The 18,689-nt window shown below is 76.0% G+C and carries 13 protein-coding genes; 10 read left to right on the forward strand and 3 right to left on the reverse strand.

Annotated features, from left to right (window positions below; all coding sequences use genetic code 11):
- Positions 1-9 precede the first annotated feature (9 nt).
- Positions 10-672 carry a phosphoribosyltransferase gene (locus tag ACIRS4_RS03430; protein WP_404189257.1) on the reverse strand — a complete coding sequence of 221 codons (663 nt, stop codon included), beginning with the start codon at positions 670-672 and terminating at the stop codon, positions 10-12.
- Positions 659-1,369 carry a dienelactone hydrolase family protein gene (locus ACIRS4_RS03435; RefSeq protein WP_404189260.1) on the reverse strand — a complete coding sequence of 237 codons (711 nt, stop codon included), beginning with the start codon at positions 1,367-1,369 and terminating at the stop codon, positions 659-661. Before ACIRS4_RS03435 ends, ACIRS4_RS03430 begins: the two co-directional genes overlap by 14 nt.
- Before the next feature lie 52 nt (positions 1,370-1,421).
- Between ACIRS4_RS03435 and ACIRS4_RS03440 the strand changes: the two genes are divergently transcribed.
- The 3 genes from ACIRS4_RS03440 to ACIRS4_RS03450 all read left to right on the forward strand — a co-directional run bounded on the left by ACIRS4_RS03440 (position 1,422) and on the right by ACIRS4_RS03450 (position 3,696).
- Positions 1,422-1,877: an archease gene (locus ACIRS4_RS03440; protein WP_404189263.1), complete on the forward strand. Its 456-nt coding sequence runs from the start codon at positions 1,422-1,424 to the stop codon at positions 1,875-1,877.
- Positions 1,878-1,952: 75 nt separating this feature from the next.
- Positions 1,953-3,095 carry a CapA family protein gene (locus tag ACIRS4_RS03445; protein WP_404189266.1) on the forward strand — a complete coding sequence of 381 codons (1,143 nt, stop codon included), beginning with the start codon at positions 1,953-1,955 and terminating at the stop codon, positions 3,093-3,095.
- 121 nt (positions 3,096-3,216) lie between these two features.
- Complete coding sequence (locus ACIRS4_RS03450) at positions 3,217-3,696, forward strand: Lrp/AsnC family transcriptional regulator (RefSeq protein ID WP_130440345.1); 480 nt, start codon at positions 3,217-3,219, stop codon at positions 3,694-3,696.
- Between the two features lie 47 nt (positions 3,697-3,743).
- Here the strand turns inward: ACIRS4_RS03450 and ACIRS4_RS03455 are convergent, their stop codons facing one another.
- Positions 3,744-4,559, reverse strand: coding sequence for a LysR family substrate-binding domain-containing protein (locus ACIRS4_RS03455; protein WP_404189270.1), 816 nt, complete (start codon positions 4,557-4,559; stop codon positions 3,744-3,746).
- A 58-nt stretch (positions 4,560-4,617) separates the two neighbouring features.
- Between ACIRS4_RS03455 and ACIRS4_RS03460 the strand changes: the two genes are divergently transcribed.
- The 7 genes from ACIRS4_RS03460 (at position 4,618) to ACIRS4_RS03490 (ending at position 18,668) form a co-directional block, all read left to right on the forward strand.
- Positions 4,618-5,007 carry a DUF5997 family protein gene (locus ACIRS4_RS03460; RefSeq protein WP_404189273.1) on the forward strand — a complete coding sequence of 130 codons (390 nt, stop codon included), beginning with the start codon at positions 4,618-4,620 and terminating at the stop codon, positions 5,005-5,007.
- Positions 5,008-5,212: 205 nt separating this feature from the next.
- On the forward strand, positions 5,213-5,602 hold the full coding sequence (locus ACIRS4_RS03465; protein WP_130440339.1) for a cold-shock protein: 390 nt from the start codon (positions 5,213-5,215) through the stop codon (positions 5,600-5,602).
- A 264-nt stretch (positions 5,603-5,866) separates the two neighbouring features.
- Positions 5,867-6,721 (forward strand): DUF4132 domain-containing protein, encoded by an 855-nt coding sequence (locus ACIRS4_RS03470; RefSeq protein ID WP_404189276.1) that lies wholly within the window; start codon positions 5,867-5,869, stop codon positions 6,719-6,721.
- Positions 6,718-11,871, forward strand: a complete 5,154-nt coding sequence (locus tag ACIRS4_RS03475) for a hypothetical protein (RefSeq protein WP_404189278.1) — start codon at positions 6,718-6,720, stop codon at positions 11,869-11,871. The genes ACIRS4_RS03470 and ACIRS4_RS03475 overlap by 4 nt, the downstream gene beginning before the upstream one ends.
- A gap of 56 nt (positions 11,872-11,927) precedes the next feature.
- Positions 11,928-13,127, forward strand: a complete 1,200-nt coding sequence (locus tag ACIRS4_RS03480) for an AAA family ATPase (RefSeq protein ID WP_404189281.1) — start codon at positions 11,928-11,930, stop codon at positions 13,125-13,127.
- A 115-nt stretch (positions 13,128-13,242) separates the two neighbouring features.
- Positions 13,243-16,812, forward strand: coding sequence for a DUF5682 family protein (locus ACIRS4_RS03485; protein WP_404189798.1), 3,570 nt, complete (start codon positions 13,243-13,245; stop codon positions 16,810-16,812).
- Positions 16,809-18,668: a hypothetical protein gene (locus ACIRS4_RS03490; protein ID WP_404189284.1), complete on the forward strand. Its 1,860-nt coding sequence runs from the start codon at positions 16,809-16,811 to the stop codon at positions 18,666-18,668. Before ACIRS4_RS03485 ends, ACIRS4_RS03490 begins: the two co-directional genes overlap by 4 nt.
- Positions 18,669-18,689 lie beyond the last annotated feature (21 nt).

Raw genomic sequence — 18,689 nt, forward strand, 5'->3', positions numbered from 1 at the left:
CCGTGCGGCTCAGTCCCGCCCGGAGCGTCGTCCGCCGGCCGTATGAAGGGCGTCCAGCACGTCGTCGTCCGAGAGCTGCTCGAAATCCTCGTACCAGAGTCCGACGGCCATGAAGGTCGCCGGCTGGTGCGGGCACACCAGGTCGTCGGCCTCGGGGCGCAGAAGGCTCACCGCCTCCGGTGAGCCGACCGGCACCGCCAGCACGGTCCGCCGGGGCGCCAGCCTCCGCACGGCGCGCAACGCGGCGCGGGCCGTGCCGCCGGTCGCCAGTCCGTCATCGACGACGATCGCTGTCCGTCCCCGCAGGTCGGGGGCGGGGCGGCCTTGCCGGTAGAGCCGTTCGCGGCGCTGGAGCTCCCGGCGTTCACGCTCGACCACCGGGGCGAGCCGACTCTCGGTGAGGCCGAGCCGGTCGAGGGCCGCCTGGTCGTAGAGCACGTCCTCGCCGGCGATCGCGCCGACGCCGTACTCCTCCTGGTGCGGTGCGCCGATCTTGCGTACGACGAGCACGTCGAGCGGGGCGTCGAGCGCCCGGGCGACCTCCACGGCCACGGCGACGCCCCCGCGTGGGAGGGCGAGGACGACGGGATCGGGCAGGGCGCCCTTGTCCCGCATCGCTGAGAGCGACTCGGCCAGGGCGCGTCCGGCCTCGGCGCGGTCATGGAACCGCATGGCGGCCTCGCTCCCCGTGAAGCGCCTTCAGGCGGTCGTCGCACCACTCCTTGGCCGCCGCGGCGACCTCCTCCAGCGCGCCGGGCTCCTCGAACAGATGCGTGGCGTCCGGCACGACGCGCAGGGCGTGCGGGGCGCGCAGCCGCCGGGCGGCCTGCTCGTTGAGCCGGAGCACCTGCGGGTCCCGGCCGCCCACGACGAGGAGCACCGGCGCCCGTACCCGGCCCAGGACGGCTTGCGCGAGGTCGGGCCGTCCGCCGCGGGACACCACGGTCAGGACGCGGTCCGGGCGCTCGGCCGCGGCCACGAGAGCCGCCGCGGCCCCGGTGCTGGCTCCGAACAGCACGAGGGGAAGGCCGCTGAGGTCGGGCTCCGCCGTCAGCCAGTCGACGACGGCGGTCACACGCCGGCCCAGCAGCTCGATGTCGAACCGGTGCGCGCCCGTCTCGAGGTCCTCGCGGCCCTCGCGGTCGGTGAGCAGGTCGACCAGCACGGTGCCCAGTCCTGCGGTGCGCAGTTCGGCGGCGACCATGCGGTTGCGGGGGCTGTGCCGGGAGCTGCCGCTGCCGTGCGCGAAGAGCACCAGCGCGCGGGCCCGCGTCGGCGCCTCCAGTTCGCCGATGAGCGCGCCGCCCGCCACGGGCACCCGGATGAGTTCGGAGATCGTCGCCCTCACCTCCTTTCCCGGATGATCCACCGGGTCCCGGGTACCCGCATCGGCGAAGCGCCCTCTCCCCGAGGTGGTGGTCATGGTCGGCGACGCCGATGACGACAGGCAGGCACGGCGGCTCGGTTCGAGCGGCCACCGGGCGGTGCAGCACGCGGAGGACGTCCGCATCGACGCCTGGGGCACGAGCCGCGAGCGCTGCCTGGTGGAGGCTGCGCTGGGGATGGTGGAGTGCTTCGCCGACATCACGGCCGTGCGCCCCACGGCCGTCGAGCGGTTCCAGCTGGCCGAGTGCAGCGACGACGACCTGCTGAGCGCGCTGCTCGACGAGGTGGCCCACCGGCTGGAGGAGTGCGGGCAGGTGCCGGTCGACGTGGAGGCGGAGAGCACCGACGACGGGATGGACGTGCGGCTGGCGGTGGTCGCGCTGGCGGACGTGGAGGTCGTCGGCCCCGTGCCGAGCTGCCTCGGGTGGCACGAGCTGCGCATCGGACCGGACCCGTACGGCTGGTCGTGCGCGGTGACCGTCGAGGTGTGACGGCCCGCGCCGCGGGACGGTCCGCTGTCCCGGGCGGCCGGGCGGGGCGGGCGCACGCGGGGTTACCTTGGGGGCATGGGCGGCGGCGTGGTGACGCTGTTTCTGTGCGGTGACGTGATGCTGGGACGCGGCGTCGACCAGATCCTGCCGCACCCCGGCAGCCCCGAGCTCCGCGAGGACTACGTGCGGGACGCGCGGTCCTACGTCCGGCTGGCGGAAGCCGCCAACGGGCCCGTCCCCGCTCCCGTCGACCCCGCCTGGCCCTGGGGAGAGGCACTCGGGTGGCTGGCGGAGCGGGCCCCTGACGTGCGCGTCCTGAACCTGGAGACGTCCGTCACGCGCGGCAGCGCCTTCGCGCTCGACAAGGCCGTCCACTACCGGATGCACCCGGCCAACCTCCCCGCCCTCGCCGTGGCCCGCCCAGACGTGTGCGTGCTGGCCAACAACCACGTCCTCGACTTCGGCCGTCCAGGCCTGGAGGAGACGCTCGTCTCCCTGCGCGGCGCCGGTCTGCCCACTGCGGGAGCGGGACGGAATCCGGCGGAGGCGTACGCGCCGGCGGTGGCGGCCCTTCCGGACGGGGGACGGGTACTGGTGTTCGCCCTGGCGGCGCCCTCCGCCGGCGTGCCACCCGCATGGGCCGCCACACCGGGCACGCCCGGAGTGGCCTACGTCCCCGAGCTCTCGGCCGACACGGCCGCCGCAGTGGTGCGCCATGTGGGGCGGGCCAGGCGTCCGGGCGACCTCGCGGTCGTGTCCGTGCACTGGGGCTCGAACTGGGGACACCGCGTCGCGCGTGAGCAGATCCGCTTCGCCCGTCTGCTCGTCGACGGGGGCGTGGACGTGGTCCACGGGCACTCCGCGCACCACCCCCGCCGCCTGGAGGTCTACCGCGGCCGGCTCGTCCTCCACGGCTGCGGGGACTTCATCGACGACTACGAGGGCATCGCCGGCTACGAGGAGTACCGCGCCGAGCTGCGGATCGCCTACCTCGTCACACTGGCGTCCGGCTCCGCGGCCGACCCTGGGCGGCTGACGGGGGTGCGGATGCTGCCGCTGAGGGCCCGGAGGATGCGGCTGGAGCACGCGACACCGGCGGACCGCGTCTGGCTGCGGGACGTCCTCGGCCGGATCAGCGACGGGGCGCGCGTCGCCGTCGACGCCGACGGCACGCTCGTCCTGGCCCCCACCCCGGTCGCGCCCGGCGCGAGGCCATGAGCAGACGGCTCAGGCCATGAGCAGACGGCTCGCGAAGCCCTGTGCCCGGCGGGCCATTGGTACAGTCGGCGGGGGCTCCGCGAACGCGGCGGAACACCGAGGCACGAGGAGGTCCGGCGCCATGGCCGTGGACGAGCTGGACACCCGCATCCTGCGGCTGCTGCTGGAACAGCCGCGGACCAGCGTGCGGGAGTACGCGCGCGTGCTCGGTGTCGCGCGCGGCACGCTGCAGGCCCGCCTGGACCGGCTGGAACGGGACGGCGTGATCACCGGAACAGGGCCCTCCCTCTCCCCCGCCGCACTCGGCCACCCGGTGCTGGCGTTCGTGCACATCGAGGTCACCCAGGGCCACCTCGACGACGTGGGCGACGCGCTGGCCGCCGTGCCGGAGATCGTCGAGGCGTTCTCGATCACCGGGGGCGGCGATCTCCTCACGCGGGTCGTGGCGCGGGACAACGCCCACCTGGAGGACGTGATCCAGAAGCTGATCAGTCTCCCCGGCGTGGTCCGCACCCGCACCGAAGTGGCCCTGCGCGAGCGCGTGCCGTACCGGCTGCTGCCTCTGGTGGAGTCGATCGGACGGTCCGCGCCGGGGCGGTGACCTGGCACGAAGACCCGCGCGAGCCGGACGGGACCTGCGCCGTACGCCTAGGACCGGCGGCGCGGCTTGCCCGTGCCTCGCTTGGCGCCGCCGGCCTTGGAGCCGCCGCCCTTGGCTCCCGTGCCCCTGGCGCCGCCGCTTCTCGCGGCGCCGGTCCGGCCCCGCGCGGCGTTGCCGCCGCCGGCCGTCCTGCCCGCCGCCTGCTTGCGCGGCTCGCGCTTGTCGGCGGCCTTCGGCTGGGTCTGCTGCGGGGCACGCCCACGCGTGCTGTTGACGGTGCGTCCGCGGACGATGCCGATGAAGTCCTCCACCAGGTCGGTCGTCGCGTCCTCCGGCCAGGACAGAGCGACGTCCGACCGGGGCGCGTCCAGAAGCGTCCGGTAGGTCAGGTCGCGGCGGTGGTGGAGCCGGGCGAGCGACTGGGGCACGACCAGGACGCCGATGTTCGCCGCGACCAGTTCGACGGCGTCGGCCGTGGTCGCGGGGCGCTCGAAGGCGGCCTCGCCGGGCGGCCGCTCCCAGCCCAGGACGTCGTCGAGGGGGTGGAGGACCACCTCGTCGGCGAGGTCGTCGAGGCTGACCTCGTCCGCCGCCGTGAGCAGATGGTCCTTCGGGACCACGACGACGGTCGTCTCGGAGTAGAGGGGGATCGCGCTGAACACCGTCCGGTCGACCGGGAGCCGTACGAGGCCGGCGTCGGCGCTGCCGTCGCGCAGGGCGTCGAAGGCCTCGGCGGGCGTCACCTGGACGAGCGTGAGGGGGACGCCCGGGAAGCGTTCCTCCCAGGTCCGCACCCATTTGGCGGGTGTCACTCCGGGGACGTACGCGAGCCGGAACGAGGGGGAATCCGCCGAGTCGGTCATCCCGCCAGGTTACCGGCCCCGGTCAGGGGCTCCCCCGGCGGCCGATAGGCTGGGCGGCATGAAGTCGCAGCAGAGCACCCAGACGATGAAGCCCGCGACCGCGGCGAAGAAGCTGGGTGTGTACCTCCCCGCCACCCCCGCCGAGTTCCAGGAGGGTGTCGTCTCGCGCGCCGAGCTGAACGAGCTCCAGGCGAACCCGCCCGCATGGCTGCGCGCGCTCCGGGAGAGCGGCCCGCACCCCCGTCCCGTCGTCGCGGCGAAGCTCGGCGTGTCCATCGCGGGGCTGGCCCGCGGCGGCGTCACCGAGGCGCTGACCACCGAGCAGATCGACGCTCTGAAGGACGAGCGGCCCGAGTGGCTGGAGAAGGAGCGCGCGACCCAGGCCGAGGTCCGCAAGGAGACGGTGCGCCTGAAGAAGCGCGCCGCGGAGAAGGCCGAGCAGGCGTAGCAGTCGTAGCGTGCTCCGGGGTCGCGGACGGGCCGTGCGGCGGCTCTCCGCGACCCGTCCCGCCGCCCGCCGGGTGTGCGGCGCCGGGCCGTCCGCCGCGCTGTACCGTGCACAGTGAGCCCGCGGGAGTCGCTCGTGGGCCGTCGGGCGGGCTCCGCCTCGGGCGGGTCCCCGGCGTGGTGTTTCGAGGTTGCTGGGGGTTGGGATGGTTGCTGGTCGTGTGGTGCGCTTCGACAGCCAGCGCGGTTACGGGTTCATCGCGCCCGACGACGGTGGCGAGGACGTCTTTCTGCACGTGAACGACATGCTGATGCCCGAGTCGCAGGTGCGGCGGGGCGTGGTGGTGGAGTTCGAGATCGAGGACGGCGAGCGCGGGCCGAAGGCGTCCGGGGTGCGGCTGGCACGGGGCGAGGACGGCAAGCCGCTGGCGGCCGACGACGACGTCCTGTGCGATGTGCTCAGCACGGAGGAGTTCACCCGGGACGTCACCGAGACGCTGCTGACGGCGGCGCCCTCGCTGACCGCGGAGCAGATCCTCCAGGTCCGCGGCGCGCTGGCGCAGTTCGCGAAGAACCACGGCTGGGTCGAGGGCTGACCCGGCGCGGACGCGGGGCCCGTGCGCCCCGCGTCCGGCAGGGCCCACGGCTGTCGTCGTGCCACGGCTCCGCACGACCTCCCGGCGGTGACCGGAACCCGTCCTGCCGCAGACGTCTCCTCTTGCCCGTCGACGTCCTCGACAGGACGCTGAACTGCTCTTTCCCCCTCCCCCACACCCGGGCGGCCGCTTGCCCGGACCTCGTTGTCAGTGGCTTGATCTACAGTTCCCGACACTTGATCACTGCGGGTGCGGGAGGCACGCATGGGGTGGGTGTCGGCCGGCGACTACGAGGTCGCCCTCGACGACGGCAAGGTGGTGTGCCGCAACGCGGCCGGACGGCGGTTGAAGGCCCTGCCGTCCAAGATCGCCGACGATCCGGCCGTGGTGGGTCTGCGTCAGCTCCTCGAGTGGCTGGCGCGGCATGAACAGCGGTGCCTGACCGACGTCGAGCGGTGGATGGTGCGCTCGCTGCCGGTGCCGTTCGCCGTCCTCGCCCGGGTGTGGCCCGACCCGGCCTGGCAGTCCGCCCTGCGCGACCTCGTCGTCACCGGGGACGACGGCGAGGTGGCCGGTTTCCTGCGGGACGCCGACCTCGAGCGCGGTCTCGGTCTGGTCGATCTCGACGGCGACACCGTTCGCATCACTTGCGACCTGGTCCGGTTGCCGCACCCCGTGCTCCTCGAAGACCTGGAGGAGCTGCGGGAGTTCGCCGTCGAACTCGGCGTCGAGCAGGGTGCCCGGCAGCTCTTCCGTGAGGTCTGGCGCCGGCCCGCCGCGCTCGACGCCGAGGCCTCCTCCGTCGAGGAGTTCGCGGGCGGCGTCTTCAAGCAGCTGCGTTTCCTGCACGGCCGGGCCGCCCAGCTCGGCTACCGGGTCCGAGGCGGTCACGCGGTCTGCTCCGTCCTGGAGGACGGCCGCGGCGTCGAGGCCCGGGTGTGGGTCGGCGACTACGACGGCTACGAGGAGACGGAGACGGGCCCGCTGGTCTTCACCGACCCGGCCGGCAAGGCGCTGAAGCTGGGTCAGGTCGGGCCGGTGGCCTGGTCGGAGGGCATGCGCATGGCGGCCGCGCTGTATGCCGGGCGCGACATCGAGGACGAGGAGCGGGCTGCATGACGACCTACGACGAGACCACGGCGGCCGCGCTGCTCGACGCGGGCGCGGTGCTGCCGCCCGGCTCCACCGACCGGGCCGACGCCGACGTCCTCACCGTCCGCACCTACACCCATGCCGCCCTGGCCGGCCGCAGCGTCGTGCGGCTCGTGCCGGGCACGCTCGGGGAGGCCGAGGACCTCGCGCTGGACTTCCTCGGGCTGGCCCGGGAACCGGAGGCGCCCGAGGTCGGCCAGATCCGCAAGGAGACGCTCGGCTTCCCGGCGTGGGCGCTGGTCAACGACCCGGCCAACGGCCACCACGCGCTGGCGCTGGTCAAGGACGTCGAGCGACTCGCCCGGCAGGCCAAGTCCCGCCCCGGCGCCGCCAAGGAGGGCTTCGAGGCGCTCGGCGAGCGACTCGGGCGGGCCGTGCCGCACTTCCTGCCGACCTTCTACGAGCAGGCCGCCCGGGTCTTCCTCCAGCACGAGAACACCGCCTACGCAGCCGCCTTCTTCGGCAAGGCTCGTGAGGCCGAGCGGGTGCACGCGCTGGCCGTGGACGAGGAGCGGCAGCGGGCGGTGTTCCTGGAGTTCGCCTTCGCCGGCGCGCTGACCGTCAAGGCGCTCAAGGAGCATGTGAAAGCGCTGGGGGCCCGGCTCAGCCCGGCCGAGGCGTGGGCGCAGTTCCGGCAGTTGACGGTGGAGCGCTGCGCGGCCGGCATGCCGCCGTACGCGTCGCTGCCGCAGGACGCGCGCGGGCTGATCAAGGCCGCCGGACTGGACCGGGCGGCCGAGGAGGGCGCACTGGTCGCCGACCTGATCGCCTCGCCCGCGGCGGTCCGGGCGCCCGGCTCCTTCTGGAACGCCTACCGGACGACCCTGAAAGTCCTGGCCGAGGAGCGGCCGGCGGTGAGGCGCCGGCTGCTGGAGATCATGCCGGCCGGGCTGGGCCGTTCCGTCGCGGACGACGAGTCGTGGCTGGCGCTGCTCTCGGAGACCGGCGCGGATCTGCTGCTGACCGGTGCGGCGGACGCCCCGGACTCCGCGGGCGCCCCGGACTCCGCGGGCGTCACGGACTCCGCGGGCGTCGCGGCGAACCACCTGGACGCGGCCGGCGCGGCGGCGAACGACGTGGACGCGGCGGACTGGCTCAGCCGGTGGTCGCTGCACTGTAAGCACGGCGCGGCGGTCAGCAGCCGCTCGCCGGCCACGCTCGCGCTGGTGGAGCGGATGGCGCCGCGACTGCGCGCGCAGGGCCGCCCGGTGGACCTGTTCACCAGCCGCTGGCACGCGGGCGCCGATCTCGACCTGTTCGACCTGTGCGCCGCTGAGGACGTGCCGTTGACGCTGCCCGACGCCGGCCGGGACGTGTTCCTGCCGCTGGGGCCCTGGCTGAACGAGACCCGGCCCGGACGGCGTGATCTGACCGCCCTCGCGGCGGACCCGCGCTGCCGGCGTCTGCTGTACCGCTCGGTGGGCATGCTGAGCCGTCAACGCCCAGATGACAAGCTGGTGGAGGGGCTGGCCGGGCACCCGGTGCTCGCCGGCGTGCTGCGGGAGTGGCTGGAGGACTCGGCCGAGGCGCTGACGGCCGCCCTCGGCCTGCCCGCCGCGCGGGAGGCGCTGGACCGGCTGCGTCCGTTCCGCGCGGTCGCCGCCCGGGTCGCGCCGGGTGCGGTCGCCAAGGCCGCCGCCCACGAGACCGGCCCGCTGCTCGGCCGTACGCTGCGTGCCGGCATCCCGGACGAGCTGGGCTGGCCCGCGCTGGACGAGGCTCTGGAGCGGCTCGACGCCCGGACCCGGAGCGACCGCGAGGACGTCCTGCGCGTCGAGGAGGCCTGGCCCGCCCTGATCCTCTCCCGCCGGCACCTGGCGATCGTCGTCGGCCCGCAGGGGATCTGGCTGGAGCACGAGCTGCGGCTGCCCGTCGAGCTGGACCGCTGGCAGCGTCCGACGTTCCGTTACACGGACGGCGAGCTGCTGGTGATGTGGTGGCAGGACAACAAGCAGCGCGGCTACTGGTCGGCACGGCCGCACGAGGTGTTCACCGTCGGGGGCGAGCAGGCGGCGCGCTGGCTCGCGAGCGGGGACGCGGGTGAGCCCTCCCTGCCGCTGCCCGGCGGCGGGCGGGCCACCGGCGGGCGGACGCTGCACGCCGGCGACACGGTGGTGCCGGCCTCGCGCCCGATCCTCGGCGACGGCACCTCGTACTGGCGTCAGGGCCGGCAGGGGCGGCAGCAGGTCTGGCTGGAGTACGACCCGGCCACCGGCACGCACGGGCGTGCCTCGCTGCCCGCGTTCCTCCGGACCGGAGTCCTGGAGGGCGCGAGCTTGCGGCAGCAGCACTGCGCGGTGCTCCCCGTCCAACCGGGCCTGGAGCTGAGCCCGTTCGGCACGGACGGCAGGGTGCTCGGCCGCTGGGTGCGCACGGAGGGCGAGGGCGCCGAGGCCCGCACGGTCGCCGGGACGCCGGACGGGCGCACGGTCGCCCTGCCGACGGCGCATGGGCGCGAGCGGGGCGTTCCGATGGGCGCGCTGCGGCTGCCCGGGGGCGCCGAGCCCGTCGTCGTCGCCCTGCACCGGCAGATCGCCCTGTACGCCGGGGGCGACACGTCCGCCGCCGGGGAGCTCGGGCGGCTGACGCCGCTAGAGCGCGGTGGGGAGTTCGCCGCCGGCACCCGGCTCGTCCCGCCGGTCGACTTCTGGCACGCGCTGCGGCCACGGGACGAGCGCGCGTCGGCCCTGCTGCGCGCGCTGAGCGACGCCCGGGCGGCCGAGCTGCTGAGCGCGGGGGCCGAGGCGCTCGCGGAGCGCACGGCGCTGCTGAAGCGTGCGGCCCTGGCGGCGGCGAAGGACGGGACACCGGCGGGTAGTTCCGCCGGGACGGCTTCGTCCGGCGGCGCCGTCGTCACCGCCGGTGGCGTCACCGTCGCGCCCTCCGTCGAGGAGGTCCTCCGTGACGTCGTTCTCCGCTGTCTGCCCGACCTCGCCGAACCGCGCGTGCTGACCGGCGTCGCCTCGCTCGTGCGGGCGGTGCTGCGCCTGGCGGAGTCGACCGCTTCCTTCGTCGCGCCCCCGGTGCGGCGTTCGCAGACGGACCGGCGGCGCACCGAGGGGATGTTCGCCGACCTCAGTCCCGAGCACGGCGACGACCAGACGCTGCGCGAGGCCGTCGCCGGCCTCGCCGACCAGTACGGCTGGTGGAACGGCAGGGCCAGCTGGACCGCGCTGCGCCAGATCCGCGCGGTGAATCATGTGCTGTCCGGGAAGCCCGCCGACGGCAAGCCGCTGCCCCGGCGCTCCGCGCTCGGCACCGGCTCCGGCGAGTGGCGCAGTGACGAGTTCACCGTCCCCGGCATCGGCCTGGTCTGGCCGTCCGTGCTGGGCGCGCTGCGCCCGCTCGCCTACCGCGCCGCCTCCCCGGCCCTGACCGAGGCGCACCGGGAGGCGCTGCTCCTGCTGTTCGAGGCGATCGTGGACGGTCCGCTGGCAGCTTCGGGGAGCGGCGCACTGCGGGAGGTCGTGCTGAGCGAACCACACGACAAGCAGGAGCGTGTCGGCCAGGTACTGCGCCGTGGGGGCCGGACCGTCGTCGTCCTGGGCTGCCAGAGCGTGGACCACGGGAGCGGGACGGTGAACTGGCTGGCCCTGGACCACGATCCGGCCGGTGCGTTCGGTGCGGTCGCGCACTTCGTCCTCACCGCGGAGACCGCGCGCCCGCCGGTGTTCGACGCCGAGGCGCTCGCAGCGGTGACCGCGCTGATCCGGGACAAGGGGGCCGCGCCCTGGCAGCCTCAGGCTCCGGCGGCCCTGGCGGCGGCGACGCGGGGCGGGCTGGGTCCCGTGCAGGCCGCTCTGCTCCTCGTGGGCAAGCCCGCCGAGATCTCCACCGAGACGCTCGCGGCGATAGGACTGAAACCACGTCAGAAGAGCTTCGGTGAGGGGCTGTTGGGTTCACTCGGGTCCGGTGACAGGGCGGCGCTGATCGAGGCGTTGCTGCCCGAGAGCCCCGGCGACCTGTGGGCTGCCGGTCCGGACACGGCGGCCGCGGGCCGGGTGTGGCAGGAGCGGCTCGGCGGGTTCGTGCGGCTGCCCGAGGAGCTCGCGGCCGACCTGGACCTCACGGGCGTGCCGGCGGGGTCCGCCGAGGCCGTGCTCAATCCGGCGCGCACCCCGTGGATCAGCCGTACCACGGTGCAGCGCCCCGACAAGGACGGCGAGCTGGTCCCCGACGACGCCGAGGCGCTGCCCGGGCGGTATCAGCTGCCGCAGGCGGTGAGCGCGCTGGCCGGGCTCGCCTACGCGCTGCCGTACGGGCACCCGTTGCGCGCCGCTCTGCCCGAGGGCCTGGCCGCCCTGCGCCGCCGCGTCGCCGATCCGGGGCTGCTGCTCGACCTCGACATCTCCTGGGCGGAGAAGGGCGGTTCGACGGCGGTCGGGCTGCGCAAGGCGTACGGGCTGGGCGGCGGTGTCTCCGAAGCCGACGGTCTGACCCCGCTGGGCGAGGCGCTCGTCCTGCGTCCGTGGTACGGCGAGCAGGAAGCCGTCCTGGTCCGCCCGGCCGGGCTGTCCGGGCCCGGGGACCCGGTGTTCGGGCTGGTGGAGGGGCTGGTCGGCCCGGGGCGCGGCATGGGCTTGCGGGCTCTGTGCACGATCCTCGACGACGAGCTGGCCCGCGCCGTCGCGGCCGGAACCGGTGGCGGGGAGTTCGCCGGGCACGCCCAGGACCCGACCGTGAGCGTGCCCGGGCTGGTGGCGGAGGTCGCCGAGGCGCACGGGCTCGGCGAGGACGCGGCGGCGCTCTACCTCCAGCTGCTGGCGCTGCCGGATCCGACGGACCGCAACTGCGCGCGCTGGACCGGCTGGAAGCCCGCGCGGCTGAAGAAGGCCCGTACCGAGCTCGCTGCCACCGGCCTGGTCGTGGAGGCCAGGCGGCCGCGGGCCGGGCGCACGCTTTTCCTTCCCTGCGGCTGGCGCGACCTGAAGGCTCCCGCGCTGCCGGTGGAGATCTGGAAGGAAGGCCTCTACCCGGTCTTCGGCCGGGCGCGTGCCGTCCCGCTGCTGCCGGTGCCGGAGCTGTTCGAGCGGGCGTGGGCCCGCGTCAGGTCCGGCGACGCCCCCGCGTACGAGGAGCTCACCACCCGCGCCACTCGCAAGGGCCGGCGCCGATGACGTCCGTTCCCCCGCACCTGTCCCGCCCGTCCCACCAGCCGGAAGAACGCGCGCCGATGACCACTGTCCCCGCCTCCCTGCCCGACTCGGGCTCCGCCTCCGAGTCGGCGCCCGCCCGCCAGATCGTGCCGCCCGAGGACCGGTACGCCGTCGAGCTGGCCTTCCTCGCCGCGTACGACGACGGACCGCGCCCGCCGTCCTGGCGGCTGACCCCGCGCGCGGTGGTCACGTTCGTCATGGGCAGCGACGGCCGGGCCCTGAAGCTGCCCGACGGCGCGCACGCGCCCGAGGGGGTGCCGCGCCGGCTTGTGGTCGAGGGCAAGTTCGTCGGTGACCGGGCGCTGGTCGAGCGGTGTGTGGTGACGCTGGCCGGCGAGCGGGGTCTGCTGCTCGTCGGGGAGCCGGGCACCGCGAAGTCGATGCTGTCGGAGCTGCTGTCGGCCGCGGTCTGCGGCACCAGCGGCCTGGTCGTGCAGGGCACCGCGGGCACGACGGAGGACCAGCTCAAGTACGGCTGGAACTACGCCCTGTTGCTCGCCCAGGGGCCCAGCCGTCAGGCGCTGGTGCCCTCGCCTGTGCTGACCGCGATGCGGCGGGGCGGCATCGCCCGGGTGGAGGAGGTGACGCGCTGTCTGCCCGAGGTGCAGGACTCCCTGGTGTCGTTGCTCTCCGAGCGGCGCATCGCCGTTCCCGAACTGTCGGGCACGGACGACGCGTTGGCGCACGCGGCTCCGGGATTCAACCTCATCGCCACCGCCAACCTGCGGGACAAGGGCGTCTCCGAGATGTCCGCGGCCCTCAAGCGGCGGTTCAACTTCGAGACGGTGGGCCCGATCTCCGACCTCGACTCGGAGACGGCGCTGGTGCGCGGTCAGGCGCGGGTCTCCGTGGAGCGGGCAGGAGCACCCTTCCAGGTCGACGACGCCGTCCTGGAGGCCCTCGTCACCGCCTTCCGGGACCTGCGCGAGGGCCGGTCCGCGGAGGGGTGGGAGGTGGAACGGCCGTCGACGGTGATGAGCACCGCCGAGGCCGTGTCCGTCGCGGGCGCGCTGGCGCTGGCCGCGGCGTACTTCCCCGGCGACCGTGACGTGCTCGGCCTGCTGCCCGGGCATCTGCTCGGCGTGGTCCGCAAGGACGACCCCGCCGACGCGGCGCGCCTGCGCGGCTACTGGGACGGCCCGGTGCGCCGGCGCGCCGAGCAGGGCTCCGCCACCTGGCGCACCCTGTGGGACCTGCGCACGGTCCTGGAGGGCTGACGCCGTGTCCCTCTCCCCCGCCCCTGCCCGATCCGGCCCCGGCGACCGCGCCGAGAGCGGGACCGGCACGCCCGCCGAGGCGCTCGCCGCCCTCACCGGGCCGGACGCGCCGTATCTGATCGGCGTGCGGCACCACGCGCCCTCGCTGGCCGCCGCCGTGCCCGCGCTGCTCGACGCGGCGGAGCCGGACGTGCTGCTCGTCGAACTGCCCGTCGAGATGCAGGAGTGGCTGGCCTGGCTCGGACACGAGGAGACGGTTGCCCCGGTCGCGCTCGCCGCGGCTCCCGGAGGCGGGCGGGGCGGCGAGGGGCCGGCGTTCTATCCGTTCGCCGACTTCTCGCCCGAGCTGGCCGCCGTGCGGTGGGCCGCCCGGCGCGGGACGCCGGTGATCGCCTGCGATCTGCCGCTCGCCGACCGGGCGTGGGAGGAGGGCCGGCGGCAGCCCGCGTCCGAGGGCGGTGGGCCAGGGCTCGCCGGGGCGTTGCGGGCCAGGTTGACGGGGCGGCCGGGCGACGATCTGTGGGACCGGCTCGTCGAGGCGACCGCCCCCGGCTCGCCGCCCGAGGCCCTGCGCCGGGCGGCCCTGCTCACCGGGTGGGCGCTGCGCGCGGACGCGGTCGCGTCGGGCGGGGTGCCCGAGGTGGACCTGCGGCGCGAGCGGTGGATGCGGGCCCGGCTGGCCGAGGCGACGGAGGGCGGGGAGCGGGCCGCCGTCGTGGTCGGGGCTTTCCACGCCCCCGCGCTGGTGGGACCGGTCCCGCGGGACGCGGCGCAGGCTCCGGCTCCGGCTCCGGCTCCGGCTCCGGCGAGCGGTTCCTCGTGGACGACGTCGCTCATCCCGTACGCCTACGCCCTGCTCGACGAGCGCTCCGGCTATCCGGCGGGCATCCGGGACCCGGAGTGGCAGGACATGGTGCTGCGCGCGGCCGGCGATCCGGCGGCCCTGGAGGAGGCGTTGACGCGGGCGGCCGTGCGGGTGTGCGCAGAGCTGCGCGCCCTGGGACACCCGTCGGGCCCCGCCGACGCCCGCGAGATCGTCCGCCTCGCCTCCGACCTCGCCCGGCTGCGGGGGCTGCCCGCCGCCGGCCGGGGGGAGTTGGTCGAAGCGGTGCAGACGGTCCTCGCGCAGGGTGAGCCGTACGGGCGGGGGCGGGCCGTGGCGCGGGCGATGGAGCGGGTGCTCGTCGGCAGCCGTACCGGGCGGCCCGCGCCGGACGCGCCGCGCAGCGGACTCGCCCCGGCGGTCGAGGAGGAGGTGGCGGCGCTCGGACTGCCCGGGCCGGCGCAGGGCGGTGAGGGACGGGCTCGTGATCTGCGACTGGACCCGCTGCGCTCCGACCTGGACCGCCGCCGTGAGCTGCTGCTGCGCCGGCTCACGGTGTGCGGGGTGCCGTACGGGGAGGCCAGGGAAGTCGTCGGCGCGGGCGGGGCGGAGGCGCTCACCTCGCGCTGGGAGGTGCGCTGGACGCCGGCCACGGCCGCGATGCTGACCGCCGCCGGGATGCGTGGCGTGACCCCGGCGCAGGCCGCCGAGGGCGTGCTGCGTGAACGGCGGCGTGCCGAGCGGGAGGAGGGCGGGCCGACGGCCGCGCAGGTGCTGGCGGGCCTGACGGGCGCGGCGGAGTGCGGGTTGGGCGCGCTCACGGACGAACGCCTCGACGACGTCGCCGAAGTCCTGCCGCCGGCCGGCACCCTGCCCGAACTTCTCGGCGCACTGGCCCTGTCGGACCGACTGCGGGCCGGCCACTTCGCGGGACTCGATCCCGCGGGGCGCGCGGAGCGGGTGGCCGACACGGCCGAGCTGCTCACCACGGCCGCGGTCCGGCAGGTGGACGGACTGACGGGGTCCGAGGACCGGGCCGACGCCCATGCCCTGCTCGAACTGGCCCAGCGGGCCGACCGGTCGGGCGGCATCCGTCTCACCGATGCCCTCGGCCGGCTGGCCGCCGACGGCTCGCCGATGATGCGCGGGGCGGCCGGCGCCGTCAGGGTTCTGCTCGGCGACGAGGACGCCCGGCACTTCGGTGAGCGCGTCGCCTCCTGGGTCGACGGGGCCGTCGACCCCGACGCGCGGTCCGCGCTGACCATGCGCCTCACCGGGCTGCTGACCGCCGCGGGCCCGCTGCTGGAGGCGGCAGTGCCCGCGCTGGAGCCGCTGCTCGACCGGGTCTCGGAGCTCGCGGACCGGGAGTTCCTGGACCGGCTTCCCGCTCTGCGGGGCGGGTTCGACACGCTGAGCCCTGCAGCCCGCGACCGCCTCCTCACCGCCCTCGAGGAACGTCTCGGCGGCACACGCGTGGCCGACACGGAGGGCGTCGACCCGATCGCGCTGGCCGCCTGGACCCGGTCGGACCTCACGGCCCGCGAAGCGCTGCGCGAACAGGGGCTGCTGCCCGTCCTCCGGGCGGACAGGAGCCAGTCGGACGCGGCGGCCTCGGTCGACGCTGACGCCGGGGCGGTCGCCGGAGCCGGGGGTGACGTCGGAGCCGCCGCCGGGGCAGGCGCCGAGACGGCAGCCGGCCGCCGGGGCGGCGCCGGGGGCGTCTCCCCGCGCGCCGTTCCTCCGGAGGACGGGCGGCTTCTCGCCCCCGCCGATCGCTGGCGGCTCGTCCTCGGTCGGCGTGGGGACACTCTGCCGCCCGCTGCCGCCTCGTTGGCGACTGCCCTTGACGAGTTGTACGGCAGCGGGCGTGGCGAGGGCAGCCGTGGCGAGCCGGCCGGCCCTGGTGGGCGCGGTGGCCGGGAGGCGCCGTATCCCGGTGTGCGGGAGTGGTCGCAGGAACTGGCCGCGCTGTTCGGCCCTGGCATCCGGGAGGAGGTGCTCGCGGCGGCGGCCGCGTCGGGCCGCAGGGACGTGCTGGCCGAACTGGACGCCGACAGCGTGCGCCCCTCCGTGGACCTGCTGCGGACGGTGCTGCGGCACGCGGGCGGACTGCCCGAGGCCCGGCTGGCGGCGCTGCGTCCGCTCGTGCGGAGACTGGTCGACGCGCTGACGCGTGAGCTGGCCACCCGTCTGCGGCCCGCCCTGCACGGCACGGCCCTGCCGCGCCCCAGCCGGCGCCCGGGCGGCGGCCTGGACCTGCCCCGCACCCTGCGGGCGAATCTGGTGAACGCGCGCCGGGGCCCCGACGGCACAGTGCACGTGGTTCCCGAGCACCCGGTCTTCCGCACCCGCGCCAAGCGGGCCGCCGACTGGCGGCTGATCCTGGTGACGGACGTGTCGGGGTCCATGGAGGCGTCCACGGTGTGGGCGGCGCTGACCGCCTCCGTGCTGGCGGGGGTGCCCACCCTGTCGACGCACTTCCTGGCCTTCTCCACCGAGGTCATCGACCTCACCGGGCACGTCGGCGATCCGCTGTCGCTGCTCCTGGAGGTCAGCGTGGGCGGCGGCACGCACATCGCGGCGGGGCTGCGGCACGCGCGTGAACTGGTCGCCGTCCCCTCACGAACCCTCGTCGTGGTCGTCAGCGACTTCGAGGAGGGCTATCCGTTGGGCGGACTGCTGGCCGAGGTCCGCGCGCTGGTCGACGCGGGCTGCCACGTCCTGGGCTGCGCGAGCCTCGACGACACGGGCCGGCCCCGCTACTCGACGGGCGTCGCGGGCCGACTCGTCGCCGCGGGCATGCCCGTCGCCGCTCTCAGTCCGCTCGAACTCGCCCGCTGGGTAGGGGAGAAGATCTCATGAACCCGGGCCTGCCTCCGGTCGACCCGTCCGTCACCGCCGAGCTCGTCGGGGCGCTGTCGCCGAGGCTGCGCAAGCGGCTGGACGCCGGCGTCGCCAAGCTCGCGGCACGTCCGCTCATCCGCGAGGGCGACATCGTACGGATCGCCGTCGACGACGACACCGAACTCGTCCTGCACACGGCGGGCGGGGTGGTGACCCGTGCGGACGCCATCCGCTGCGGGTGCCTGCTCTCCCCCGACTGCCTGCACCGCGCGGCGGCGGCCTCGGCCGCACCGGTGGCCGTCGACGACTGCGCCGCGGCGCCCGAGGACGGCCCCACCGCAACCGCAGCCGCAGCGGAGGAGCACGCGAACGCGCCGCGAGGCGACACCGACCCGCCGCGGGACAAGGCGAAGCCGCTGCCGGGCGGCCCCGGCCGGACACAGGGCGAAGCGTCGGCCTCCGACACCGTCACGCCCGTACAACGCGCCGCCGCGCGCGCCGTGTTCGAGGCGACGGCCGCCGTCCTCGAAGCCGGGACGGACGGCGCGGGGGCCGTCCTCCAGGCGGAGCTGCTGCGCGCCGCGCATTCCGCGCGGCTCGCCGGACTCCCCCGGGCCTCCGCCTCGGCGGTCGCCGTGGTCACCGGCGTGCGCGCGGCCCGCTCCGCCGACCCCGCGTACCGGCTCGCGGACCTGGCGGACACCGTGTGTGACGCCCTGGCCGTCGCCCACCGGCTGCCGGCGGCCACCGGGGCGGACCTGGCCGGGCTGCGCGGCGCCGCACGTCAGCCGTACCGCCCGGACGGCTCGCTGCGTCTGTACGGGCTGTTCTCGGAGGCGGTCCTCACGGCGACGGGGTACGCGGGCGCGGTCACCTGGACCGCCGACGCCGACGGTCGCCTCTACACGGTGTCCGACGTGGCGCCGGGCGGTCCCGGCCGGGCGACCGGCGCCGCCGACCGCGCCGTACGGATCGGCGACACCTCCCTGACCCCTCGTGAGCTGTCCCGCGCCGGACTCGCGGTGTCCGGTGCGACCGTCTCCCCCACGGGCCGGCTCGGCGCCGGGGCGGGGGTGCGGGCGGTCCGCGCGTCCGGTGCGTCCTGGCACGAGGGGCCGACGGCCCGGCTGTGGGCGGTTCCCCTCGACCGGCAGGTCGGCCGGGCCCTCGCGGGCGGGCCTGACGCGCACGGTCTGCTGTTCCTCGACGTCACCCTCACGGGCGCGGTACGGGAGGCGGCCGGCGAGTGTCTGCTGGCCGACTGCGAGGGGCTGACGCTCCGGTTGGCGGCGGCCCACGACGATCCGGCCCTCCCTCACCGCGACAACCTGCGCCTGCTCGCCGCCGCGCGGGGCGCCCGGCTGCGGGTCGTCGCCCGGCTGACGCCCGGCCCGCTGCCCCGCGCCCTGCTGCTCGCCGTCGAGCACCCCGCCGACCGCGCCGCCCGGGTGGACCTCGGCCTGGACCGTCTCCAGCACGCCGATCTGCCCGCGCGGGATGGCACCGCCCCAGCGTTCCCCGTGCCCGCCCCCGCACCGGACGAGGCGCCGCTGCACCTCCTGCGCCGCCGGGTGCACCGGACGGTCTGCGGCGGACGCCGTGTCCTGGCCCTCCCCGGCGCCGGCGCGGGCGGCGACGGCGGGCGACTGCGCCGCCTGGGCCTCGCCACGGCGGGCGACTGCCTCGACGAGCTGCACGCGGCCGCCGCCGACCGCTCGCGCGACGCGTTCGGCCGCCTGCTCCCCTCGGACACGGACCGCTTCGCCCGCGCCTGGCTGACCTCCGCCGTCTACCTGCGGGAGGTGGAACGGACGCTGTGCGCGCAGGCCTGGAGCGCGTCCGGCGAGACGCGTTCCTCCGCCCTGGCCGTGTAGGTCACTGTCTGACCTACACGG

This window comes from Streptomyces sp. NPDC101166 (assembly GCF_044768125.1).
Classification (GTDB): Bacteria; Actinomycetota; Actinomycetes; order Streptomycetales; family Streptomycetaceae; genus Streptomyces.